Below are 23,996 nucleotides of genomic sequence, written 5' to 3'. Positions count from 1 at the left end.
AATATGAATTGTATTATCATTGATGACGAAGCTACAGCAAGGATGATTATCTCTCAATTGTGCTCAAATGTACCAAGTCTAAATGTTTTGGAAGAGTTCCCAAATGCAATGCAAGCCATAAAATATTTAAATCAAAACGAAGTAGATTTAATTTTTCTAGATATACATATGCCTGATTTTACTGGTTTTGATTTTATCGAAACCCTTAAAAATCCACCTAAAATAGTACTTACAACATCAGATCCAAATTTTGCTATTCAAGCTTTTGAATACGACTGTATCGTTGACTATTTAGTTAAACCTATAACTTTAGAGCGTTTTAAAAAGGCAATTGATAAAGCAGAATCAATAAAGGAAACGACAGCTAATCCAGTTTCAAAATCTGAAAATGTAGAAACCTCTTCTGGTAACGATTTGTATGTTAATATTGATAGACGTTTAATTAAAATTGATATTCCAAGTATCTATTTAGTTGAAGCTAAAGGTGACTATATTCAAGTTAAAACAGAGGATAAAAATTATACAGTACATTCTACTTTAAAAAAAATTGAAGATAAATTACCAGATGATTTATTTTTAAAAGTCCACAGATCTTACATCATTAATATTAAAAAAATTATTGATATCGAGGACAATAGTGTATTAATTAAAAAAGACGTAATTCCTGTAAGTCGATCTAATAGACCAGAATTAATGAAACGTTTAAATTTACTATAACAGTATCGCTTTAAATTGTTTGCGTGGTACCTAACTTATATCTTATTAACAGGTTAGGTAGTGTTTCATTGGTGTTGTTTTTAAACAAATCATAGACGTAAGGTTAAAAAATTAGCTAATCTGTTGATTATTACCATTCGTCGATAGTTTAAAATGCACTAATCGAAAAACTATAAATCCAGCAAGCTTTAAAATTAGTTTTGTCATCAAACAACTAAATAAAGATGAAAAAACTAACTGTAACCCTAATCGTATTATTCAATATTTTTTTAATGTCATGTTCTGTAGAGGAAGAGGTGAATACACCTGAAAGCTATAGTGCTACAACCACAGATGTATCTTACACGCAATTGGATTATGAGATTATAGAGTTGATTAATAATTACAGAATTTCTCAAGGATTATCAAGTTTGGCTATTTTAAATGAAGCTTCAAAAGAAGCTATTGATCATAATCAATATATGGTTACTCAAGGTACACCAAGTCATGACTATTTTTATTTACGTTCTCAAAACCTAAAACAAACGGTTAATGCAAAGACAGTTTCAGAGAATGTTGCTTTTGGATTTAGTAATGCGCAAGCTTTAGTTAATGCGTGGTTAAATAGCGAAAGTCATAGAGAAAATATAGAAAACCCAGAAGCAACAAACATTGGTATATCCACAAAACAAGATGCAGAAGGTAAAAACTATTTTACTAATATTTTTGTAAAACTATAAACGTAAAATTAGTTTATCTACAGTTAATTACCATTCGTCTACACTTACAAAGCATCAATCGAAAAACGAGTTTTCCAGCAAGAATTACAAGTAAATTTGTCTTGTAAATAAGAAACAACTACATCATGACTAAAAAAATACACTCTATTAAAAATCAAATATTAGCACTAGCAATACTATTAATAAGCGTTTGTAGTCTAGCACAAGACACACCTTTTAATTGTGATTATAGTGCGTATTTATTTCAGTATAATGATGTTTATGCTGTTGACTTAGCTTCTGGTAATGCTTTTATAGCAGCTAAGGATATTACTCCAGGTAATATTAATGCAGCAGCTTACAACCCAACAGATGGATTTATTTGGGGTTATTTAAGCTCTCCTTCTAATACAATAGTTAGAATTGGTAGTGATTTTCAAACAACAACGTTTACTATTCCAGAGTTGACCTCAGGAAATAAATATGTTGGAGATATTAGTCCAAATGGAATTTATTATTTTAAAGCAGGTGGAACTAGTTATTTTAAAGTAGATTTAGATCCAAACTCAGCTACATACACGCAATATTTATCTACAGAAAACTTATCTCAAAATATTAGTATTCACGATTGGGCTTTTAATGCAGTGGATGGAAATTTATATGCAGTAGAAAAAAGTACAAATATTTTATACCGTATTGATCCAACTACAAGTGCTGTTCAGGCTTTAGGTGAAGTGCCAATTTTGTCAGGATTAAACTATACTTATGGAGCTGTTTATTTTGATGCAGATGGTCGTTTTTACATATCTGCTAATCAAACAGGAACAGTATATGTTATTCAAAATGTACAGGATGTAACGCCTTCAACTATAATGGATTCTAACTTATTTGCTTTTGGTCCTTCAAGTGCAAGTAATGATGGTGCACGTTGTCCTACTGCTCCAGTAGCACAAGAAATTTGTGATAATGGTATTGATGATGATGGTGATGGTTTAATTGATTGTGAAGATCCATCTTGTTCTGGATTTGGAAGTTGTGATGTAATTGCACCTCCAACTACAGCTAATGATGGTGGTTTAGAAAGTAACGGAAGGTTGTCTGAAGCAATTAATAAACGTAATTTTAATAGAGCAAAATCAAGTTATAAATTTGACCAGAAATCTGCAAAACGTGTAACAAGAGATACAGGTAATTTGTATTCTAATTATAGATCAGCAAGTACTAGTTTTCAATTACAAGATTTTATACCATTAACAACTATTAATGAAGATTATGCAATAGACTCAACACCTTTAGACTTACTAAATATTACTAATGCTACAGAGGTTTACTCAGTAGACTACATGCAAGGAGGTGCTTCAATTGCTTCGATTTTAGCTTTAAAAACAGAAAATGGTGTGTATGAGCACACAAAATATATCTGTGATAGATTATTGGGAGCCGAGTTAATTTCGGTGTCAACCATAGCTATCAACGATCAACCGTTTATTAAATCAATTATTAAAAACGCTGATGGTAGTTTTGAGTATGTATTAAGTTTGTCGGCTAAATTAGATAATGCTGATGCTAATTTTGCAATAGAGTCACATTGGAATTTAGATTTATATCAATCAGATGTAACGTTTTATAATTTCCAAATTTGGTCAGACTCAATTGATGATTTATACAATTTAGCTCAAGAGGTATTAAACTTATTAGATACGGTAAAGCCAATTTCGGAATATCAACTATCAACACCTCCAACTGTATTTGTTAGAAAAGGAAAATATAACAATGGTGCTTTAGATCTTCAAATAATAAATACCAATGCGACTAACACTGTTGCTTTTGATTCTGGTTTTAGAACCACTGAAACTAGTGATTTTAACTACACTTCTAGTAGTCTTGATTTAAACGAAAATTACATTACAGAGATAACAGTACCAACTGGACATTTATTTGATATTGGGTTTAGAATTGGAGACGGAATTAATACTCCAGATGATTTATTTATGTCTGATGGTCCTTGGGGTTTTGATGACTCTCAGGTGTCTACTAACGTCAATAATTATAATGTAACAGAAAACACGACTACATTTAATAGTTTAGATTTTCCAATAGAACGTAATGTGACGCTTAACGCAACCACAAGCACTTATTTTGCAGCTTACAGAGCGATTACACCACGTTTCAAAGCTGTTGATTTAACAGATTTTAATAGTCTTAAATTAAAAGCTAAAGGAACAGGAAACTTAGAGATTACATTAGTGAAGCAAAGTATTACCAATTGGGAAGAACAATACAAGACCACTATTGCTTTAACAGATAATTTTCAAAATTACGCACTTTCGTTTGATGATTTCACATCTACCTTATCATTAGGTTTAGATGCAAATGACATTGTCACTATTGTTTTTACTATGGTTAGTGAAGATGGAAGTACTGTGACTAAAGAAATGAATTTACAAGATGTGCGTTTTTCTAGAGGGACAACATTATCTGTTAATGATTTTGAGACAACAAGTTTAGAAAATAGTATTACAGCCTACCCAAATCCAATGGTGAATACGTCAAACTTACATTTTACTACTACCCAAACAGAAACAGTACAGTTAGTTATTTACAATCAGTTAGGTAAAGTAGTTTATAATAAAACAATAAAAGCACAAGTTGGTAAAAACCAGATAGCATTAAGCAGACAAAATTTAAGTTCTGGATTATATATCTGTAAATTATCAAGTGCTAAAACACATTACAATCCCTTAAAGTTGCTAATAAAGTAACAATTTCATTTAGTTTGTTGATTGATACGTGGTAACCTAATAACTAATAATAGCTTTATACAGTTGGTTACTCACTAAGGGTAAAAGAGAAATCTTTTGCCCTTTTTTTATTTAAGAAGGTTGCTGTTAGTTTTTCTTTGATTATAAATGGATGTTTAACTTTAATCTTGCTCGTTTGCAGATACAGTAGACACCATATTAATCAAGTTTTTTCGTGTAATGGGTTTGATTATAAAATCTGTAATAGCTTCGTACTCTTTAGCTTTTTTAATATCTACGGGATCGATGGAAGAACTAACGATGTATAGTGTAACTTTTTTAGGATATTTAATTTTAATAAATTCATCTAAAAATTGCCATCCATCCATTATTGGCATATTAATATCTAGTAATATTAATTCAGGAACGTTTTTTCCGGATTTAATAATTTCGGTTAAGCCAGAAATAGCATCAGCTCCATTATTATAAACTGTAAAATTTTGACATATATCTGTAGCTAATAAAATTTTTTTAGCAGCAAAAATAAAGATATGGTCGTCGTCAATTAGACAGGCTGATTCAATTTGTTTCATACTTTAAATATATAGAAAAAACGCTTCCTTTGTTTATATTGCTTTTAACTTTTACTTTTCCTTGCATGGCTTCAATTTGGTTTTTAGTAATATATAAACCTAAACCTTTAGCGTCTTTGTGATTATGAAAGGTTTTATATAAGCCAAAAACTTTGTCTTTATGTAAATTTAAATCAATGCCAAGTCCATTATCTTCAATGTCAATTTTAATATAGTTTTTTGTTTGCTCTGCGCTTAAATTTATTTTAGGAGTCCTATCCTGATGTCTGTATTTTAGGGCATTGGATATAAAATTAAATAAAATGCTATCTAAATAAGCAGGTATTGCTAATACATAAATATCCTCTTCTATATCTATATTAATTATGGCTTTGGTTTCTTTGATTTCTGCGCTAAAGTTTGCTAAAGCTTTTTTTGTGTAATCTAAAAGATTGGAAGGTTGCAAATCATCGTTATTATCTGCGCTAATGGTAGATACTTCGTTTAGGTTGTCAATGGTTTCGCTTAGTTTATTTACCGCTTCTAATATTAATGGGACATATTCGTTATTTGTGGCTTCAGGAACCTCTGTATACATTAAATCTAATAACATTTCTATGTTTCCAGAATGTGATCTTAAGTTATGAGATAATATATGTGCAAAATTAAGTAACCTTTCATTTTGCTGTTTTGTAGTTTTTAAAAGTAACTCCACTTTTTTATTAGCAATTGTTCTTTTTGTTATATCAATAAGGTGAGATATAAAATGTACAGGTTTATAATTTTCATCTCTTAAAATGGAAACAGACAATAAACAGTTTATTATGGATTTGTCTTTTTTTATGTATCGTTTCTCGCACTGAAACTTATTGATTTTACCAGCAATTAAATCTTTTATGTTTTCAGGTACTAAATCGACATCTTCAGGATGCGATAAAGTGTTTATAGGGAAGCCAGTAAGCTCTTCTTTGCTGTAGCCTAAATAATCACTAAAGCTATTGTTTAAAGTTAGTATTTGACCATCCAAACTAATTAATGCCATAGCATTAGGTGCATTGTCAAACGTGGTTCTAATTAGTTCTTCTTTTAGTTTAAGTTCTAAAAGCGTTTTGTTTTTTTCAGTAATATCCTGAATGATACCTATAACTTTTTCAGTTTTATTATTTTTTATAACAGGATAAGCTACAATACGTACCCATTTAATATTGTTTTTTGCAGTTTTTAGTTGTACCTCGTTATCATAAGGTTCTTGGATTTTCACAGCACGATCAAATAGAATATTAATTAATTCTCTATCATAACCTTCTAAAAAAGTTGATGCCTTCTTCCAAACTTGGTGTGTAATCAGGCTCTACTTCGTGAATAGTTCTAGTCATGGCACTCCACGTGACTTTATTGTTTTGGAGATTAACTTCCCAAGACCCAATAGCTATAACTCTTTGTAAAGAGTCCATGTAGGTGTAACTAATATTGTCTTTAGTCGTATGATTTTGAAATAACTGATTGTAAAGTTCTTTCATGTAAGTAATTGTTCAGTACTAATAAGTTAGGGCTTATTGAGTGTAATTTGTTGATTTTTAGTATTTAAGTGTTTTTTAAAGTAAATATAATAATAAGCATCTGTTAAAAGGAATATTTATCAGTTAAAATAACAAATTACAGGAATGTTTTAAAATTTTAAATTGAAATTTCACCATATGACATAGCAGTATTTTTAGTTTTTATTCTTTTTATTATGTCTGATTATTAATTAATTAAGTGTGGTTAAAACAACGTTGAATGTTCTTGTTTAAAAGCAATATAAATTAATAAAATCGTTCAATGATTAATCTCATAGCTTTTTTTAATAGAATTTAACACATTAGCTACTTAGTATTTGTATCATCTTTTTGTTATTTATTATCTTTAATACTTAAATTAAAATGTAAATGAGTAAACAAATAACTTTAAAAGACGCTATTTCTATAGGAATTGGAGGTATGGTTGGAGGCGGAATATTTGCAGTTCTTGGGTTGGCAGTGTCATTAGCTAAAGGAGGTACACCTGTTGCTTTTTTGTTTGCAGGTATTATTGCGTTATTAACAGCATATTCCTATGCTAAATTATCTAAAAAATTTCCAGAAAATGGAGGGACTGTTAGATTTGTCCACCAACAATATGGTAGCGGGATTTTTGCTGGCGGAATAAATAATTTGCTTTGGATAAGTTATATCGTGATGTTAGCGTTGTATGCTTCTGCATTTGGATCTTATGCTTCCGAGTTATATAGTGTTACAGGTGATAAATATCAAGACGTCCGTATTTGTCAAACGTCAATAATTGTACTGGCCTTAGCTATTAATTATCTAAGTGTAAGTTTAGTTGGTCGTATTGAGTCTGTTGCAGTGATTGTCAAGCTATTAATATTAGTTATATTTATAGGTGTTGGGTTTTATGGGTTTTTTTACATTCAGAAAATGTACATCAATTACAACCTAGTAATTGGGAGAGTCCTTTTTTATTGCTATCTGGCGGAATGGTGATTTTTGTTGCTTATGAAGGTTTTGAGCTAATTGCAAACTCTATTTCAGATTTAAAAAACCGAGAAAAAAATACTGAAAAAGCCTATTTTGGAGCAGTAGGTTTTGTAGTTGTCTTATATATTTTAATTGCAATTGTTACTGTAGGATCTTTACCTTTTGACAAAATAGCAAGTGCCAAAGATTATGTTTTAGCAGAAGCAGCAGCACCTACTTTGGGGCAAATAGGATTTACTATAATTACTATTACTGCGTTGATTTCTACTTTTTCAGCAATTAATGCTACCATATTAGGAAGCGGAAGGGTAAATTATGATATTGCTGAAGATCAAGAATTACCACGTTATTTTTGTCATATGTTTTGGGGTAAACCTATAGGGTATTTAGTGACAGCAATCTTATCAATAATCTTGGTAAATTTATTTAATCTAGAAAGTATATCCACAGCTGGTAGCGCAGGTTTTTTATTAATTTTTTGCTTGGTTAATTACATTGGTTTTAAAAAACATCAAGAATTAGTATCTAATAAGTCCATTCATTTAATAGCAAGCGTTTTATGCTTATTGGCTTTTTGTACACTTATTATCCAACAATTTCAAACTAACGTTACTGGTGTTATGGTGGCTTTAGGTATTATCTTATTTTGCTTTGTTATGGAATGGGTTTATAAAACGTTGGGTTTTAAAAAGTAATTATCTAATCCCTAAAAACTGGCTTATCAAACAATAACCATTTAAAACGTAATCCAATTTCGTTAAAAGTAAAACCAGCAGCAGTTGCAGATGCAATGTTACTTCTTGTACCAAAAAGGTTAGCCATACAGCGCTCTGAGAATTTATAACCTAATTTAGCTTGTATCCTGTAAGTGCTTTGCTGTTCGTCGTCTTCAATATATTGTAAACCGGTTGCAGCAGTTAATTCATAATACCATTCTTTTGGCTTTGCGATGTTTTCATCTTTAATAAGGTTTGCAAACACCTCTACAGCATTAAAGGTTTCTGGCGAAAAATATACGGATGGAACTTGGTTTTTAAACGTAATGTATTGGTAATTTAAACCTGCTTTAAGTGATGGTTTGGGTAAAATATTATAATATAAAGATGTGAATAATAAGTTTCTGGCATTGCTATCACTTTGACTAGTATAAAAGTACTGCGTAAACCAACCTAGATTAAAATTAGTATTTAAACTGTAATTTGCGTAAAAGTTGTTTTGTACAATCTCGCGATCTAATAACTCGGCATTAAAACTTTGTAATTCGCGTTTATAACCTACGGTTAAATCTTGTAATTTAAAAGGTTTTATATTAAAAGAGACATCAGTTAATAGTTGTGTGTAGTCATTAGTGGTTGCTTTTGCAGACGTTAAACCAGCAGTTCCTTTAAAGGTTAAGTTTGGTAATAATTGGTAGGATATTCCTGCGCTAAAATCGTGAGAGGTTGCTTCGTTATTTGTTACTGCATTAGTGGTGCTTCTGTAATTGTAGCTTCCTAATATTTTAAACTTTGTAGAAAACGGAAACTCTAGATTGTTGTTTACTGCAAACGCTTCATTATCTCCATTGTCAAAGGTGTATGATGTTTTTCCTTCGTAAAAAGGTGTAAAGGTTGTATTAAGGTTTTTTATAAAGTTAGTTGCGTCTTTTTGATTGTCGTAAAACTTCAAGGTGTTTTCTGCAGAGGTGTAAGCAGCTTCATACTTTCCTAAGGCTTTTAAAGCATTTGCGTTTCCTAGATTACCATCAAAAGATGTGCTATCATTTACCAAAATTTGGTCGTAATCTTTGACGCTCTTTTTAAAATCACTTTTATAAATATTAAGTGTTGCGCGTAAGGCTAAAACCCAATTTTCGTTAGGTTTAGACTCAATTAATTTCGCGATAAGCGTATCTGCAGTTTTATATTTTTTATTCCAAATTAAGGCTTGCGCATAACGCTCTGTAGTTTGTTGTGTTACTGTTGCATCTGTTGATGCCTCTAAACTATTATAGGCTTGTTGGCTTAATTGTAGCGCGTCTTTTTCTTTACCGTTTAAGTGGGATACTAATGCTAAACCATTTAATGCTGTGATTTTATTTTCAGGATTTTTAGCTAAAATATCATAGGTTGCTTTAGCATCGTCTAATCTATTTGCTATTAAATATAAGTTTGCTAAGTTTAATAAAGTGTCTTTGTCGTTATCAAAAAGTGTCAGGTTTTGTTTTAATAAAGCTTCTGCTTCATCATATTGTTGCGCTTGTTGTTTTTGATAAGCATAACCTAAATACATATATTTTTTAGAGGTTAAAGCATTTGGATTGCCAGGTAAAACGTCTAAAGCTTTGTTTACATATAGTAACGCGTCTTCATATTCTTTTAAATTAGATAATGTGTTGGCATAACTTAGTAAAGCGGGAAAACTTTTAGGGTCTTCATCTATTAACGTTTTAAAATAGGTTTTTGCTTTTGGAAAGTTTTTATTCCATAATAGGGATTCGCCATAATTTAGTTTCACTTCAAAATCTGTTGGGTAATCTGCCAAAAGATTTGTAAAAAGGGTATTGGCTTGTTCTGGTTTTCCGTTTAAACCAATTGCACGACCATAACATAGTCTAGCAGTTTTATTGTTAGGATGCTCCTTTAGTATGTTTTGGAAAAACGTTTCCGCTTTAGCGTACTTCCCTGTTTCTAAGTATGTAAAGCCTTCTTGCATATCTTGAGCATAACTAAATACAGTAGTTATTAAAAAGGTAAGTAGGGTAAAAAATTTGAGTTTCATGTTTTAGTTTTAAATCAATTGCAAGTTAGGCATTCATATCCATTCATTCATCTACACCAATCGTCCACTCATCGAAATTCAACAGTCCTTCAGAGGTTTGCGTCGCATCTTTGTATCAGAAATCAGACAATAACAATTTAAATATAACAATTATGGCATTAACAATTACACAACAGGACAACACAATTATTTTAGAAGGAAGCTTAAACACTGCAACTATCAATAATTTTACAACACATTTTGGATTTATACTAAACGCATTTAAAAGTGTAACACTAAACATTAATAAGGTTACAGATATGGATGCTTGTGCATTACAAACTTTAAAAGCAATGTATGTTAAAGGTGTAGCAAACCAGCAAATGTTTTTTGTTGAAGGTAACAGAAGTGAAGAAATTTATGAAGCATTTGTATATCCACAAGTAGCCTAATTAGTACTAACCAACACACCATAATAAGATGCAAGCTTTATCTATATTAAAAACAAAAAAAATATCTCCAGAGCAATTATTTATGCTTAGCGTATTAGCAGTAAATGGAGGAAACTATTTGTACAATCTTATTTTAGGTCGTGTGTTAGGTCCAGCACAATTTGCAGATGCAGCTGTGTTAATTACCTTTTTGTTAGTGCTGTCTTTTGTAGCCATGACGTTTCAATTAGTGACTGCAAAATTCTCGGTAGTTTTTGAAAACGATACGTTTAAAAATTTTATCTCAAAAATCTACAAAAACGCGACAATTGTAGGATTAGGTTTAGGTGCTTTAATTATCGTGTTTGCAAATCAGTTACAAGCTCTTTTTAATACATCATCTTCTAGCATGTTTACCATTTTTGGAATAGGAGTACCACTTTATTTTTTAATGAGTGTAAACAGAGGTGTGTTTCAGGGTAAAAAAGAATTCAAGTCTTTATCCATTACCTATCAAGCCGAAATGCTAAGCCGATTGGTTATTACGTTAGCTTTAATTTTTTTATTTGACATACAATCATCGGTTGTTATTGCAGTCGGAATTTTAATTTCTTTTGGATTTGGATTAGTGCCTTTCAAATTTAAAAATTTAAACTTCAAAAAAACTATTGCGATAGAAGCAAGTCAATCGAAACAAGTAAAAAGCTTTTTTATTATTACAGCGTTTTACGAGTTGACACAGATTATAATTAACAATAGTGACATCTTATTAGTAAAACATTACTTTGACGCTTACGACGCAGGATTGTATGCATCACTAGCCTTAATAGGTCGTATTGTATATTTTGTAGCATGGATGTTTGTTATGCTATTATTACCAACAGTTGTACAGCTTAAAAAAGAAGGAAAAGCAACAGCACCAATTTTATTTAAATACGTTGGTTACATCGCAGCAATTGCAACTGCAATAGTTATTGGTTGTGCATTGTTTCCAGAAACTGCAATTACTATATTATTTGGAGATAGTTATCTAACAATGGCGCCTTTATTATGGAAGTATGCTTTAGCAACTGGTTTGTTTGCCATATCAAACATCTTTGCATACTATTATTTATCATTAGATAGATATATTCCTGTGGTAATATCTGGAGTCTTCGGAATGTTGCAAATGGGATTAGTTATCTTTTTTCATGACAGTTTAGAGCAAGTCGTACACATGCAAATAATAGCAATGGTATCATTATTAGTCATCCAAGTGATCTTCTTTGTATTTGAGTCTAAAATGAAAAAATAAAAAGTAATTTATTTTATTAGTCTATTATAAATGAAGAAGCTATGGTTTTAAACCATGGCTTTTTCTGCTGTAAGTATTTTGCAAGTGGATATTAAAATGCTTATCCTAATGTTAGATTATAGTAGTCTAATAACAGTATGTGTTTTGTTGTTTTTTTCTTTTGAAAGTCAACACGTTAAATGGTAAAACGACACCTTTTTACCATTCGTCTACAGTAACTTGCAATCTGTCTAAAGAGGTCTTAATTAGTGTCTTAAATAACGCAAATTTGTAGTGTAATTAAGAAACAACATATTAAAACATATAAAAATGAAACTAGCAATCGTAACAGCATATCCACCAAGTAAAGTAACATTAAATGAGTACGCTTACCATTTAGTAAAGCACTTTAGACAAAAAGAAAATGTAACTGAGATTGTTTTATTAACGGATAAAACAGAAGGCGCAAAAGACATTGCTTTTACAGAAGATGGTTGTAAAATAACAGTTAAAGAGTGTTGGGCATTTAATAGCTACACAAACATTATAAATGTAACTAAAGCTATTAGTAAGACTAAGCCAGATGCAGTTTTATTTAACTTACAATTCATGAAGTTTGGAGATAAAAAAATAGCTGCAGCTTTAGGATTAATGTTACCACTAGTTTGTAAACTTAAAAAGATTCCTAATATCGTGTTATTACATAATATATTAGAAGAAGTAGATTTAGGATCTGCAGGATTTACAAGTAGTAAAATTATGCAAAAAGTTTATGGTTTTATAGGAACAAGCTTAACAAAGCTAATCTTACAAGCAGATACAGTTGCTGTAACAATGCAAAAATATGTTGATATTTTAGAGAAAAAGTATAAGGTGAAAAATGTGACATTAATTCCGCACGGAACTTTTGAAATCTCTGAAGAAAAGCCAGAATACGATTTGCCACAAGGACCTTTACAAGTTATGACTTTTGGAAAATTTGGAACTTATAAAAAAGTAGAGGGTATGATTGAAGCGGTTGAAAAAGTAAGAGCTTCAACTGGATTAGATCTAGAAGTTGTAATAGCAGGAACAGACAACCCAAATGTGCCAGGTTATTTAGCAAAAGTACAAGAAGATTATAAGCATGTGCCACAAGTACGTTTTACAGGTTATGTAGAAGAATTTGAAGTGCCAACCTTGTTTAAAGAAAGTGCAGTAGTTGTATTTCCATACACGTCAACAACAGGAAGCTCTGGTGTTTTACACCAAGCAGGAAGTTATGGTAAAGCTGTTGTTATGCCAGATTTAGGTGACCTTGCATTATTAGTAAAGGATGAAGGTTATAAAGGTGAATTTTTTGAGCCTACTTCTGTAGAAAGTTTAGCAAATGCAATTGAGGCAATAGTAACAAATGAAGCACATAGAATAGCTTTAGGAAAAGCAAACTACGAAGCTGCAACAGCTTACCCAATGGAAAAAATTGCAGATATGTACCTTAATAACTTTGATGCTATCATTGCAACTAAATCACCAAAAAAACTCTAAGAAAAATGAGTGAAAAAGCAGTGGTTTTAGAGCCAGCTTCAGCAGAATAGTACTAGTAAATTACGATACCTTTTTTGTCCCAAACAAATAAATATCTCATATTGATTTAGCAAATATAGTTTTATACAATCTCAAATTAACTTACTTAATTTGAGATTTTTGCTTTTATAAAACTATTTAAACAGCTATCTGCTACTAGTTAGTAATATATTTAAATGATGCCTTTTTTACACCATTTTTATCAATAAACCCAAAATGTTTTTGGGTATTACGTCTCCAAGGTCTGCTACCTACAACAGCTTTTGGTACGTCTACAAAATCATACAACGTCCAAGACATAAATTGTAAATTATTAGCAGCAATAATCTCTTGTATTTTTTTATGGTAGTTAGCTTGATCTTCTTCATTGCTTCCTAAAGGTTTCCAAAAACCATTGTAAGATGACATTCCAAACTCTTGTAATACTAATGGTTTGTTTGGTATTTGGTTTTGCATTGTTTTTATTGCAGCATCCAATTCGCTTAAGCCTTCATAATAATGAAACGAAACAATATCTACCTTATCTTTTAAAATGGGTGCACTTTGGGTGTTTGACCATCCAATAGTTACAGGATGTACCTTATCTATAGATTTTACTAAGTCAATCATATTGTCCAACCAAGCGATAACCATATCTTTTCCTCTAGATTCAAAATCCAGATTAGGTTCGTTTTTAATATCCCAAGCAATAATAGCGTTGTGGTCTTTAAAAGTGGACACTATAGTTTCTGCGTGACGTTGGTTTAAGGTCCAATTCATCACAGAATAATCACCATAAAAATCAAATAACGTAACTACTACTTTTAGGTTTTGCTCTTCTGCAGCATCCAAAGTGTGTTTTAGTTTTTCTAATTTTTTAGGATCGACATCAGCTTTTCCAAAGTCATCATATTGCACAAAAATTCTAACCGAATTTAAGCCTGCATTTTTAATAACCTTAAAGTCACTAATAATAGTGTCTTTCGCGAAAGCGTCACCAAACATATTCCAAGGGGTTGCTTTTGGATAATAATTAATCCCTTTAATAATTAAACTATCAGTTTCAATTTTTGCTATTTCTGGTAAGTACGGTTTAGTGTTTTCTTTAACAAGATGTCTAATACGCCAAAATCCATCTTCTAGCAAAAACACCATTTTATAGGTTGAGGTTTCTGTTGTTTCTAGGACTAGTTGTTCAGCTTTAAAAACACGTTTATATTCTACAACATTTCTATCTGTAACAACAGCTAACTGTCCATCTTCACTAAAAAATTCTAAAGTAGGATTGTGGTTTAATGTTGTGGCTTCAATAGTTGTGTTTTCAGCTTTGTTTAATTCAATAAAACTATATAAATTTTCTCTAGCACTATCTGTGTAATAATCTTTTATACCAGCAGTTTTGTTGGTTTTGTAGGCTACTTGTTTAACATACCAAGCATCTAAATAGTCATTTTGTAATGCATTTAAGTTTTCGTTATCCATTGGACGACCTTCGTTTTGTAAAGGTTCCCAAATTAATTTTGGAGCATATTGTTCTATTTTTTGTATTTCGGTATGTAGCATTGTGCTTCTGTCTGCTCCAGTGTTTAAGTAGCTAAAAAGCCCACTAATACCAGATATTATCAAGGCTACAATCATAATATATGAGATTATTAATATGGTACGTAGTATGTTTTTGTTAAGACCTACCATAGTTTTTTATTATTAAATGTTTTATTTATTCCAGCGGTTTCAACACTAAAACTATACGTGTCGTTTTGGTAAACTGCAGGCTTTAAATTAAAAGTAACATAGCCATTAAAAGATGTTTTTATAATGGTGTCAATAAGCACATTGTCTTTGTAAATTAAAAGTTTGACGTGCAAGCCATCCGGAATCATTTGCTTCATGAAACTTTGTAATGGACCTACTAAAATTTCACGATTTTGCTTGTCAAAATCAACCTCAAAATCTTCAATAACGCTTTGATAGCTTACTGTAATTGTATCGCTTTCTGCCATACCATCAACATAGGCTTTTATGTTCCAATTGTCCTTAAAATCAGGATGAATAATTTTTGCATGTGCCACTCCTTCAATGGTGGTACCTGTGGTTTTTAAAATATTTCCACTAGTGTTGGTAATAAAAAAGGTAACAAAAGTACCATCACTAACCACATTATCTTGTTTGTCTTTAATTACTGTGGTGTTAAATGTGGTAACCTGATTTCCGTCTGCGTAATTATGTGGTCGTTGTGCCATAATTTTAAAATCTGTTGGGATGGCTGCCCAAACATTAATGGTAAACTCTTTGGAGTTAACTCCTAAACTTTCCGATGACACTAACATGCGTCCACTTTCTTTTTTAGAATAAATGTTTTTATAAGAAATCAAGTTTTTTGTAAAAATGACCTCTTTTTCTTCTGAAGCTAAAAATTGAAATTTAGCATCAACTTTAGTGTTTGTTGGCACTGGATTATCTAAAGAATCTGTTGGGATAACAACCAACATTGTGTAATCTGTTGCTCCAGCCTCAATACTTGGAGGACCAATATAAGTTTCCATGGTTGCAACTTCTGCTTTTGGATTTATATTAAATTGACCAGACGCAGATTTATTTTTATCTAATAATATCCAATTGACCACACCAATTTTTTTGGTTATGTTTTCCGGAATTATATATTGAAGTGTACCATCTTCGGCTATAGCCGAAACTAAAGTAGACCCATAACTATTAGAACAATACAATAATGGTTTTTGATCGTCTGAAGCAGTAAACTTTAAAACAATAGGCTTGCCAACATTATAATCTGTTAGTGTCGTTACCAATTTGATAGGATTAATCTTCTCGCTTTGTTGTACAACAGCAAACGATGATAATAAAATCAGACCTATAACAAATATGTATGTGCGTTTAAATGGCATTAATTTGGACTTCCTATGTAGGTGTTAATTTCTATTTTTATATAACTAAAATCGGGATGATCAATTTTTTGTAATTGGGCATCGCTATGGTTTTCAATTCTGTTAGGTACTATTTTTCCAGCTATAGCATCGTTTGGTAAACCATTTACAAAGATATTTTTCATATCACTATTTATGATTTTAACTTTACCGTCCTTTAAAATCTGATATTCAAAATCTTGTTTGCGTTGTTGCCTTACACCTTCCTTTACAAATAAATGATCGACCCAAACCATGTTTTTGTTTTCATCATAGTAAGTTACTAAAAGCTGAGGTATTGTAATCTCTTGGATACCACTATTAAATAAGTTTCCGTTTATAATACTGTCTTTAATACTTATGGCACTTAGTACAACGTTTTTGTACAAGTCAGATCCCGAAACATTTCCTGCTGCTTGTAAGTTAAATTTTGTTGGTTGCTCTTCAAACTCAACTGGAGTAAATTCATCTGGATTAAATGTATCTGGAATAGAATCTTGTGTTCTAGACCAAGCAATACCTTCAAAATTAATCCTAAAACTACTAGACTCTTTAGGCATTAATTTATGCTTAACGTGGTACTTTGCATTATAGGTTGCTAGTTGTTTGTTGTTATCGTTATACAAGGTACCTTTTAAAATAACATCTGCTGGTACATTGTCTACATTTTGGACTTCTCCAATAATAGCATAACTGCCATCATACTGCACTAACTTTGCAGAAACGACCTCCAAAACTGGCTGTTTTAACACGTCTTCATGATGAGTTGCTTCTGTTGTAATACGTCTACGACCTTGATTAAAGTACTTGGTTGTGTTATCAGAATAGAGTTGGTCTGGAGGTAAGTCGTTATTTAAATCGTCAGGTTGTAAATACCATTTGCCTTGACGTTTTGATAGCGATTTGTAATCCACTTTTTCAATTTTTTCTAGAGGTGTAATCCATTGGCTAGTTACTTTTGCCGATACTGTACTGTCATTATGTTTAGTTATTTCAGTCGTGATAGCATCCATTTTTGCGTAGCTACTTAGCAACCCATCGGTTACTGAAATCTCTAGCATGTATTGTGCTATTGGCAACTGGTTTTCCGGATCTATTAAGCTATGTGCTTTTTCAAATTCTTTAAAATCTAACGCATCATAATAGGCGATAATGGCATTTTCTGGACTGCGTTGCGAGTCGTTTTTTAAGTAGAACAAATAAATACCATAAAACACAGCTATGGCTAGAATTAATGACCAAAGGTGTGTGATACGTAAAACGTTTCTATTAAACTTATTATAGGTAGTTGGGAATTTTAAAAATTCGGTAACTGGTTTTATCCGAGTTTTTAAAGCGTTAACCCAAAGCATTTGAATATTTAAAACAAATGCCACTAAAACGGTTAAAAACGGAATAATTCCCCACATTATTTTAACCCATTTGGCAACATCTTCTTTTGGTAAAATTGAAGACACAGGCGGAATGTTTAATCGTTCCCATACCATAATCCCGTTTTCTAATTGTCGTAAACGTTGCCAACCACAAAAGTAGAGTATGGGATCGTAAAACTTATCGTTAGAAAATATGTACTTAAGATTGTATTTTTCTGGCGTTGTTAAAAATTGCTGTAAAGATCCAATTCCGGCAACTCCTTTAAATTTTGAGTTTTCTAAACGCTCGATTGGTCGTGTGGTTAATTCTGGTAATCGTCTTGCAGAATGGTAATTACCATCTACTGTCATGGCATTAGTTTGCGCGCTTAGCCAAGCCATTTGATCTCCAAAACCTAGCGTTAAAAAACGCCATTTATCGTGATCATCTTGATTTAAAAAATTAACAATAGGCAACATCTTAATTTTTTGAGGCTGCGATGGTCTAAAATAATTTAAACTCATAGTAAAAACTACCATAAATACCATGAGTCCAGCAAGTATTCCGCCAATAATACGATGGTAAACAGCACCAAATTTAGACTGAATAAGTTCTTTTAAATCACCTTCAACAAAACGATATACAAATTCACCCATTAACGGAATGGATAATATGGAAGCCCAAAGTGTAAATCTATCTAAGGTTAAAATATTAAAAGCAGTTTCGCCTAACATTTTTAGTGGTACAGGAGTAGTTCCTCCAGTTCCTAAAATGGTACAAATAGTTATTGATAGTCCAAAAAACAAGTAGCGTTTGCTGTAATATCTGTAAAAAATATAAGGTAATAATATTAGTAAAATTCCCCACGGAATTAAAAAGAATACCAATCCAGAGGATGTGATTTCTAAGAAATTATCACGAGAACCATGCGGAATTGGAACCTGAGTAATTGGATTGGCTTTGGAGTTTAGCCAATATGGAAAAATACATCCAACGATTAGGACTAGTGACAGCATTCCAAAACTTACAATACGTTTAAAAAGTTTAAAAAAGCTATTCAAAAATATTTTGAAAGTCACGTCTTTCATGGTGTTGACTTGCTCTCGCGAAACATCCATAATTACCATTCCTATTAAAGGGAAGATAAAAAAGATCATTCCAAAAATTGGTGTTACATGATGTGAAGTTACCGTTACTGCTATTAAAGATAATGAGGTTGCTAAGTACCATTTTTTACCTGTTTTTAACCATAAGTAAATTTCGGGTAAGGCATGCATTAATACAGATACACCAACAATACTAGGTAATTGTCCAAAAATATGAAGCGTCTCTACAAACGATGAACTAAATACTGCCAGTACACAAGCATAACCAGCTACCGTTTTATTAGCGGTCATCATTAATGAAAAACGATAAGTACCAGTCACAAACAGGACAATAGCAATTAACGCAACACTAAACATTCCAAATTTTAAACCACCAATCATGGAGAGTAGTCCAATGGATTGATGTACTAAAGGCGGATAACTTTGTACGGTAAAACCTGTATACCATTCGTAATTCCAAGGTTCAAACCAGCTATTAGCATAATGATCTGCAAAAAACAAGTGTATTAACGCATCATAAGTAGTTTCCAAAGTAAAAAATATGGCACTACCATGAAATGCTAAAGCTAAAAGTATAGCTGTGATTAAATATTTGTTTGAGGTTTCCTTCATTTAAAGCTTACGCTATTATATATGGTAAAGATAAATAAATAAAATAGGGCTTCCATTTTTAATTATCTACAGCAATCTACCATTCGTCGACACTTAGCTATAGGTTAAACTAAATTACAAATTTAAGGCACTTATCTCATGTACATTTGTACCATCAACAACAAACAAACACACTTATTATGAAAGTTTTAGCAATAGATGACCAACAATTAGTATTACTGCCTTTACAAAAAAGATTAGTAGAGCTAGGTTACGAAGTAAAAATCGAAACAGATGCAGTTAAAGGTTTAGAATTATATGAATCTTTTAATCCAGATTTAGTAATTGTAGACATCAATATGCCAGGATTATCAGGATTGGAAGTTGTAAAACATATTAGACTGACTAAAAACTCTCAAACACCAATAATGGTTTTGTCTGGTGAAACTAAAGATGAAACTATTACTGAAGGTTTTGAATTAGGTATTAATGACTACATGAAAAAACCATTAAGCTTAAACGAAATTAGTGCTCGTGTAAAACGATTAATTGGTGCGCCAGAAGTTTCTAATATAGTAACTAAAAGTGATGTAATGATCCAAGAGCGTTGCGTAGGTGTTGTGATACCATGTTACAATGAAGAAGAGCGTTTGCTAAGTGAAGAGTTTATTACTTATATAGATAAAAACTCAGGATATCATTTATGTTTTGTAAATGATGGAAGTAAGGATAAAACATTAGAAGTTTTAAAAGAATTACAAAAAGGAAGAGAAGATTTTATTACAGTTTATGACTGTGAGAAAAACGGAGGAAAAGCTGAAGCTGTACGTTTAGGAATGTTGCATATGGCTAAAAAAGAAGATTTAGACTACATCGGATTTTTAGATGCAGATTTATCTACAGACTTAGCAGATTTTGATGATTTAGTTAAAACTATTGAAACAACAGATTTTAAAATTGTAAGTGGTTCTCGTATTTCAAGAATGGGAGCAAATATTACTAAAGAGTCTGCAAGAAAAATAATTAGCTTAACAATAAACTTTATTATCAGAAAGATTTTAAAAATGGATTTTAAAGACACACAATGTGGTGCTAAAATCTTTCATAAAGATGTAATTGATATCGCTTTTGGTAAAAAATTTGTAACACAATGGATCTTTGATGTAGAAATTTTTAAAAGAATGAGTATCCATTTTGGATTAAAAGAAGCAAAAGCAATGCTATGTGAGCAACCATTAAAAAGATGGATACATGCAGATGGTTCTAAACTATCAATGAAGGACTCAGTAAAAATTGTTGGACAATTAGGACAAATTGCTTGGGTTTACAGAAATAAAAAACAAAATTCAAAAGCAGCAGTCGCAACTAAAGTTAATGTAGCCTAATCTTTAAATTTCCCCAAATCATGAAAACAGGTATTATCATAATCTTTCACAATAACGAAAAACAAATTAACCCCTCTTTTTTTATTCAAAAAATAAGAAATACATCAAATTTAAAATTATGTTTTGTTGACAATGATAGTAAGGATAATACATCTGTTTTGTTGGACGAAATTAAAGAGGCTTGTCCAGAAGTGTCTGTAGTAAATATTAAAAAGTTTAAATCAGATATTTCGGCAGTCAGAGCAGGAGCAAGATATATGTCCAACCAATTTAATCTAAATCAATTAGGATATGTGTCTGCAAATATGCTAAACATCAAGTATCATGGCTTAAATGGCTTGATAGATGCCATAAACGAAAATCAAGAACTACTATCTAAGTTTAATATCGAAGAGCTTAAAAAACGTAAAATTAAAGTGTCTCTGTTTCAAAGCTTGTTTTCAATTATTGATTATTTAAAAAAATAAAAGTCAAAAACCAGTTTATCGAACTACAATATTTAAGTAAATTTTAAATTCAGAACTATGAAAGTATATCCAATAAAATTCAATCCAATATTAAAAGAAAAAATTTGGGGAGGAAACAAACTAGGAACTTTATTAGGTAAAAACACTGCTAAAGATAATGTTGGCGAAAGTTGGGAGATTTCTGATGTAAATGGAAATATTTCTGAAGTTAGTAATGGTATATACAAAGGGTCTAGTTTAAAACAATTAATAGCAACACATCAAGCAGATTTGTTAGGTGCAAATAACTTTGCAAATTTTGGATTTGATTTTCCCTTATTAATTAAATTTTTGGATGCCAAAACAGATTTGTCTGTACAAGTGCATCCTGATAATAAAATGGCTAAAAAGCATCACAATAGTTTTGGTAAAACAGAAATGTGGTACATAATGGATAGTGATGAAAATGCAGATATTGTATTAGGATTAAAAGATAAAACAATAAACCCAGAAGTTTTAAACCATATTAATGCAGATAATGTGGATGCTATTTTTAACAGAGAGCAAGTTAAAAAAGGCGATAGTTTTTTTATACCAGCAGGAAAAATACATGCTATTGGAGCAGGTGTTTTAGCTGCAGAGATACAACAAACTTCAGATGTTACATATCGCGTATATGATTGGGATAGAGTAGATGATAATGGTCAAAAAAGAGAGTTGCATACTAAGTTAGCTGAGCAAGCAACAAAACAATTTGATACTAACGGTAAAGCTAGTTATAGCATACAACCTAATACTAGGACTAATTTGGTTAATTGCGAATACTTTACAACTAATATTTTGGATATTACTAATCTTCAAGCAAAATCATATGACAACTTGGACTCTTTTGTAATATTTATGTGTGTGGAAGGTACAGTAGAAGTTACCATAGGTACTGAACATGAAACTTTAAAAATGGGTGAAACCATACTAATTCCAGCTAAAGCAAATGCAGTGGTTTTTAATTCTACTAACGCTAAACTATTAGAGGTATATATTGATGATAGCTCAGTAAATAATATACAACACGCATCTTAGTTGTAGTTTTAATAGCTAAACACAAAGCAATTACTATATTTGTGCGCATCAAATAATATTAAATATGAGCGTTTTACAAATGTTAAAAGAAAGAAGTAACTCTAATTGCGAGTTGTGTACTTCTAATGTAGATACAAGACAATATAATATTCCGCCATCATTAAACGAAACTGTTGATACTTGTTTAATGGTATGTGCTAACTGTTATGATCAAATCGAAAAAAACACAGAAATGGATGCAAACCATTGGAGGTGTTTAAACGATAGTATGTGGTCAGAGCACGTGGCTGTTCAGATTATGGCTTGGAGAATGTTACAACGATTAAGAGGCGAAGGTTGGCCAAAAGATTTGCTAGACATGATGTACTTGGATGATGATAATTTAGCAATAGCTAGATTAACGGATGAGCATAAAGACGAAGCTGATAAAATTATCCATAGAGATTGTAATGGTGTTATTTTAGAAACTGGAGATAGTGTTGTTTTAGTTAAAGATCTTAAAATTAAAGGTTCTAGTCAAGTGGCTAAACAAGGTACAGCGGTCAGAAATATTAGATTAGATCGTGAAAATGCGACCTATATTGAAGGTAAAGTAGGACCAACACTTACCGTTATTATTACAGAGTACGTTAAGAAACTATAATCTTAATGACAACATATAAAAAGGCTTCAATTATTAATTGAAGCCTTTTTTTGTTATAACGCTTTTTGTTGTTGTTTATTAAATGCATCTGCTTGAAGTTGCATTAGTTGGCTAGCTTTTTTACGTTTGTATTGATACAGTTCATCGTCTTCAGATAAATCAGTATAAATTTTATCATTTATTTTAAAGTCGGCTTTCGCAGATAATTTTCTTTCTTGTACACGTTGCTCAACAACCGTTTTAATAGCTGTTTCTTGGTCTTCTAGTTTAAAATCATATTCGCCCTTAGGTGATAATAGTTTTGCTATTATTGGAGAGGTTTCAATAGCTAAAAATAATAAGAATATAAAAAACGACGGTAACCATGGTAAGGTGTTTAAGGCATTTATTCTGGCCATTAAACCGTCAAAGCCATCAATAATGGGTTGTGTGTTGTCTACTTGTAGCTTATAATCCAAGTTTAGTTGACTTATTTCACTTTCAATAGTTGCAATTTTTGTTTTATTATCTGTTTTTATCTGCTGTAATTCTGCGAAAGCAGTATCGTGTTTGTCACGTTTTTCTTTATAGACTGGTCCTTTTCCAAGTTTATTAGTGCCAGAGGTACCTTCTGCTTCTGTAATATAGGTGTTGTAAAGGGTGTTAACTTCAGCTTCTTTTGTTGTTATTTCATTTTGAAGAGTGGCTATGTTTTGTTTTAATTCATTTTCTTTAGGTGAAAATTGCAACGCAATATCTTCTTGATTTTGAAGGGTCATTGCATTTTTTTCTGTCAGTAATACTTGATTGATTTCTTTTTCAAAAATCTTAAGCTCTAAAGGTTTTGAGATGACTATAGCTATAATTAATGCTAAAATTAATCTAGGTGTAGCTTGTAATAATTGGTTTAGAAAATTGCCTCTTTTTTTAATAGTTGACACAATAAAGCGGTCTAAATTAAAAATTAAAAGTCCCCAGATTAATCCAAATCCAATGGACATATACACGTTGTCAAAAACGGTATAAAGCGCATAGCTAGAAGCTATAAATGCCATTACTGCAGTAAAAAATACGGTTGCGCCTATTCCTGCATATTTGTTTTGCTCGCCAATGGAGGATGTTTTAAGGAGGTCTGTATCTGCTCCAGAACAGATAATGAAAAATTGTTTTAACATGATGTGATTGATTTTGATTGATGACCCTAAGATAAGTTTAGGACTGATTGTCTATTAGAACGCTAAATGTTTGGTTTTGTTACAG

Annotated in this window: 20 protein-coding genes; 12 read left to right on the top strand and 8 right to left on the bottom strand. The window is 31.3% G+C overall.

The annotated features are described in order from the left end of the window. Positions 1–3: 3 nt before the first annotated feature. The 3 genes from AC0L3M_RS10215 to AC0L3M_RS10205 all read left to right on the top strand — a co-directional run bounded on the left by AC0L3M_RS10215 (position 4) and on the right by AC0L3M_RS10205 (position 4,177). Complete coding sequence (locus AC0L3M_RS10215) at positions 4–717, top strand: LytR/AlgR family response regulator transcription factor (protein WP_473430672.1); 714 nt, start codon at positions 4–6, stop codon at positions 715–717. A gap of 224 nt (positions 718–941) precedes the next feature. After that, positions 942–1,436: a CAP domain-containing protein gene (locus AC0L3M_RS10210; RefSeq protein ID WP_473430671.1), complete on the top strand. Its 495-nt coding sequence runs from the start codon at positions 942–944 to the stop codon at positions 1,434–1,436. Positions 1,437–1,561: 125 nt separating this feature from the next. Beyond that, on the top strand, positions 1,562–4,177 hold the full coding sequence (locus tag AC0L3M_RS10205; protein ID WP_473430670.1) for a DUF6923 family protein: 2,616 nt from the start codon (positions 1,562–1,564) through the stop codon (positions 4,175–4,177). A gap of 161 nt (positions 4,178–4,338) precedes the next feature. Here the strand turns inward: AC0L3M_RS10205 and AC0L3M_RS10200 are convergent, their stop codons facing one another. Genes AC0L3M_RS10200 through AC0L3M_RS10190 form a run of 3 tightly spaced genes read right to left on the bottom strand, consistent with a single transcriptional unit; the run spans position 4,339 to position 6,248 of the window. Next, entirely contained in the window at positions 4,339–4,749 is a 411-nt protein-coding gene (locus AC0L3M_RS10200) for a response regulator (RefSeq protein WP_292947953.1), read from the bottom strand. After that, positions 4,736–5,989, bottom strand: coding sequence for a sensor histidine kinase (locus AC0L3M_RS10195; protein ID WP_473430669.1), 1,254 nt, complete (start codon positions 5,987–5,989; stop codon positions 4,736–4,738). Before AC0L3M_RS10195 ends, AC0L3M_RS10200 begins: the two co-directional genes overlap by 14 nt. Positions 5,990–6,023: 34 nt before the next feature. Next, a complete protein-coding gene (locus AC0L3M_RS10190) occupies positions 6,024–6,248 on the bottom strand; it encodes a hypothetical protein (RefSeq protein ID WP_473430668.1) in 225 nt (74 codons plus the stop codon). A gap of 408 nt (positions 6,249–6,656) precedes the next feature. Between AC0L3M_RS10190 and AC0L3M_RS10185 the strand changes: the two genes are divergently transcribed. Both AC0L3M_RS10185 and AC0L3M_RS10180 read left to right on the top strand, forming a co-directional pair. Further along, positions 6,657–7,250 carry an APC family permease gene (locus AC0L3M_RS10185; RefSeq protein WP_473430667.1) on the top strand — a complete coding sequence of 198 codons (594 nt, stop codon included), beginning with the start codon at positions 6,657–6,659 and terminating at the stop codon, positions 7,248–7,250. After that, positions 7,244–7,939, top strand: a complete 696-nt coding sequence (locus AC0L3M_RS10180; RefSeq protein WP_473430666.1) for an APC family permease — start codon at positions 7,244–7,246, stop codon at positions 7,937–7,939. The genes AC0L3M_RS10185 and AC0L3M_RS10180 overlap by 7 nt, the downstream gene beginning before the upstream one ends. Before the next feature lie 4 nt (positions 7,940–7,943). Here AC0L3M_RS10180 and AC0L3M_RS10175 read toward each other — a convergent pair whose 3' ends face one another. Beyond that, a complete protein-coding gene (locus tag AC0L3M_RS10175) occupies positions 7,944–10,004 on the bottom strand; it encodes a tetratricopeptide repeat protein (RefSeq protein ID WP_473430665.1) in 2,061 nt (686 codons plus the stop codon). 152 nt (positions 10,005–10,156) lie between these two features. On the opposite strand from AC0L3M_RS10175, the gene AC0L3M_RS10170 reads away from it, so the two are divergent. The 3 genes from AC0L3M_RS10170 to AC0L3M_RS10160 all read left to right on the top strand — a co-directional run bounded on the left by AC0L3M_RS10170 (position 10,157) and on the right by AC0L3M_RS10160 (position 13,214). Beyond that, positions 10,157–10,435: an STAS domain-containing protein gene (locus AC0L3M_RS10170; protein WP_473430664.1), complete on the top strand. Its 279-nt coding sequence runs from the start codon at positions 10,157–10,159 to the stop codon at positions 10,433–10,435. Between the two features lie 28 nt (positions 10,436–10,463). Next, the gene (locus AC0L3M_RS10165; protein ID WP_473430663.1) at positions 10,464–11,708 is read left to right on the top strand and encodes an oligosaccharide flippase family protein; all 1,245 of its coding nucleotides are present in this window, start codon (positions 10,464–10,466) and stop codon (positions 11,706–11,708) included. Between the two features lie 309 nt (positions 11,709–12,017). Then, complete coding sequence (locus AC0L3M_RS10160) at positions 12,018–13,214, top strand: glycosyltransferase (RefSeq protein WP_473430662.1); 1,197 nt, start codon at positions 12,018–12,020, stop codon at positions 13,212–13,214. Positions 13,215–13,409: 195 nt separating this feature from the next. Here AC0L3M_RS10160 and AC0L3M_RS10155 read toward each other — a convergent pair whose 3' ends face one another. From AC0L3M_RS10155 to AC0L3M_RS10145, 3 genes are read right to left on the bottom strand one after another with little or no spacing between them, the layout of a single operon-like run. After that, a complete protein-coding gene (locus AC0L3M_RS10155; protein WP_473430661.1) occupies positions 13,410–14,924 on the bottom strand; it encodes a glycoside hydrolase family 2 TIM barrel-domain containing protein in 1,515 nt (504 codons plus the stop codon). Further along, on the bottom strand, positions 14,918–16,135 hold the full coding sequence (locus tag AC0L3M_RS10150) for a hypothetical protein (RefSeq protein WP_473430660.1): 1,218 nt from the start codon (positions 16,133–16,135) through the stop codon (positions 14,918–14,920). The genes AC0L3M_RS10155 and AC0L3M_RS10150 overlap by 7 nt, the downstream gene beginning before the upstream one ends. Further along, positions 16,135–19,224, bottom strand: coding sequence for a hypothetical protein (locus tag AC0L3M_RS10145; protein WP_292947935.1), 3,090 nt, complete (start codon positions 19,222–19,224; stop codon positions 16,135–16,137). The genes AC0L3M_RS10150 and AC0L3M_RS10145 overlap by 1 nt, the downstream gene beginning before the upstream one ends. A 179-nt stretch (positions 19,225–19,403) precedes the next feature. On the opposite strand from AC0L3M_RS10145, the gene AC0L3M_RS10140 reads away from it, so the two are divergent. From AC0L3M_RS10140 to AC0L3M_RS10125, 4 genes are all read left to right on the top strand, one after another. Further along, a complete protein-coding gene (locus AC0L3M_RS10140) occupies positions 19,404–20,588 on the top strand; it encodes a response regulator (protein WP_145003888.1) in 1,185 nt (394 codons plus the stop codon). A 20-nt stretch (positions 20,589–20,608) separates the two neighbouring features. Beyond that, positions 20,609–21,055, top strand: coding sequence for a glycosyltransferase (locus AC0L3M_RS10135; protein ID WP_473430659.1), 447 nt, complete (start codon positions 20,609–20,611; stop codon positions 21,053–21,055). A 57-nt stretch (positions 21,056–21,112) separates the two neighbouring features. Continuing rightward, positions 21,113–22,114, top strand: coding sequence for a type I phosphomannose isomerase catalytic subunit (locus AC0L3M_RS10130; protein ID WP_473430658.1), 1,002 nt, complete (start codon positions 21,113–21,115; stop codon positions 22,112–22,114). A gap of 64 nt (positions 22,115–22,178) precedes the next feature. Continuing rightward, entirely contained in the window at positions 22,179–22,757 is a 579-nt protein-coding gene (locus tag AC0L3M_RS10125) for a PhnA domain-containing protein (RefSeq protein ID WP_473430657.1), read from the top strand. 53 nt (positions 22,758–22,810) lie between these two features. Here the strand turns inward: AC0L3M_RS10125 and AC0L3M_RS10120 are convergent, their stop codons facing one another. After that, on the bottom strand, positions 22,811–23,911 hold the full coding sequence (locus AC0L3M_RS10120) for a DUF4407 domain-containing protein (RefSeq protein ID WP_473430656.1): 1,101 nt from the start codon (positions 23,909–23,911) through the stop codon (positions 22,811–22,813). Positions 23,912–23,996: the final 85 nt, after the last annotated feature.

Source organism: Olleya sp. KJ81-1 (genome assembly GCF_055808135.1).
The sequence above is the reverse complement of the archived record's forward strand: the minus strand, read 5'-3'. Positions and strand labels throughout refer to the sequence as shown.

What these genes read in the sequence shown, in the direction of transcription:
- AC0L3M_RS10215 (WP_473430672.1), top strand. Translation starts at nt 4, where the DNA reads ATGAATTGTATTATCATTGATGACGAAGCTACAGCAAGGATGATTATC.
- AC0L3M_RS10210 (WP_473430671.1), top strand. Translation starts at nt 942, where the DNA reads ATGAAAAAACTAACTGTAACCCTAATCGTATTATTCAATATTTTTTTA.
- AC0L3M_RS10205 (WP_473430670.1), top strand. Translation starts at nt 1,562, where the DNA reads ATGACTAAAAAAATACACTCTATTAAAAATCAAATATTAGCACTAGCA.
- AC0L3M_RS10200 (WP_292947953.1), bottom strand. Translation starts at nt 4,749, where the DNA reads ATGAAACAAATTGAATCAGCCTGTCTAATTGACGACGACCATATCTTT.
- AC0L3M_RS10190 (WP_473430668.1), bottom strand. Translation starts at nt 6,248, where the DNA reads ATGAAAGAACTTTACAATCAGTTATTTCAAAATCATACGACTAAAGAC.
- AC0L3M_RS10185 (WP_473430667.1), top strand. Translation starts at nt 6,657, where the DNA reads ATGAGTAAACAAATAACTTTAAAAGACGCTATTTCTATAGGAATTGGA.
- AC0L3M_RS10180 (WP_473430666.1), top strand. Translation starts at nt 7,244, where the DNA reads ATGGTGATTTTTGTTGCTTATGAAGGTTTTGAGCTAATTGCAAACTCT.
- AC0L3M_RS10175 (WP_473430665.1), bottom strand. Translation starts at nt 10,004, where the DNA reads ATGAAACTCAAATTTTTTACCCTACTTACCTTTTTAATAACTACTGTA.
- AC0L3M_RS10170 (WP_473430664.1), top strand. Translation starts at nt 10,157, where the DNA reads ATGGCATTAACAATTACACAACAGGACAACACAATTATTTTAGAAGGA.
- AC0L3M_RS10165 (WP_473430663.1), top strand. Translation starts at nt 10,464, where the DNA reads ATGCAAGCTTTATCTATATTAAAAACAAAAAAAATATCTCCAGAGCAA.
- AC0L3M_RS10160 (WP_473430662.1), top strand. Translation starts at nt 12,018, where the DNA reads ATGAAACTAGCAATCGTAACAGCATATCCACCAAGTAAAGTAACATTA.
- AC0L3M_RS10155 (WP_473430661.1), bottom strand. Translation starts at nt 14,924, where the DNA reads ATGGTAGGTCTTAACAAAAACATACTACGTACCATATTAATAATCTCA.
- AC0L3M_RS10150 (WP_473430660.1), bottom strand. Translation starts at nt 16,135, where the DNA reads ATGCCATTTAAACGCACATACATATTTGTTATAGGTCTGATTTTATTA.
- AC0L3M_RS10145 (WP_292947935.1), bottom strand. Translation starts at nt 19,224, where the DNA reads ATGAAGGAAACCTCAAACAAATATTTAATCACAGCTATACTTTTAGCT.
- AC0L3M_RS10140 (WP_145003888.1), top strand. Translation starts at nt 19,404, where the DNA reads ATGAAAGTTTTAGCAATAGATGACCAACAATTAGTATTACTGCCTTTA.
- AC0L3M_RS10135 (WP_473430659.1), top strand. Translation starts at nt 20,609, where the DNA reads ATGAAAACAGGTATTATCATAATCTTTCACAATAACGAAAAACAAATT.
- AC0L3M_RS10130 (WP_473430658.1), top strand. Translation starts at nt 21,113, where the DNA reads ATGAAAGTATATCCAATAAAATTCAATCCAATATTAAAAGAAAAAATT.
- AC0L3M_RS10125 (WP_473430657.1), top strand. Translation starts at nt 22,179, where the DNA reads ATGAGCGTTTTACAAATGTTAAAAGAAAGAAGTAACTCTAATTGCGAG.
- AC0L3M_RS10120 (WP_473430656.1), bottom strand. Translation starts at nt 23,911, where the DNA reads ATGTTAAAACAATTTTTCATTATCTGTTCTGGAGCAGATACAGACCTC.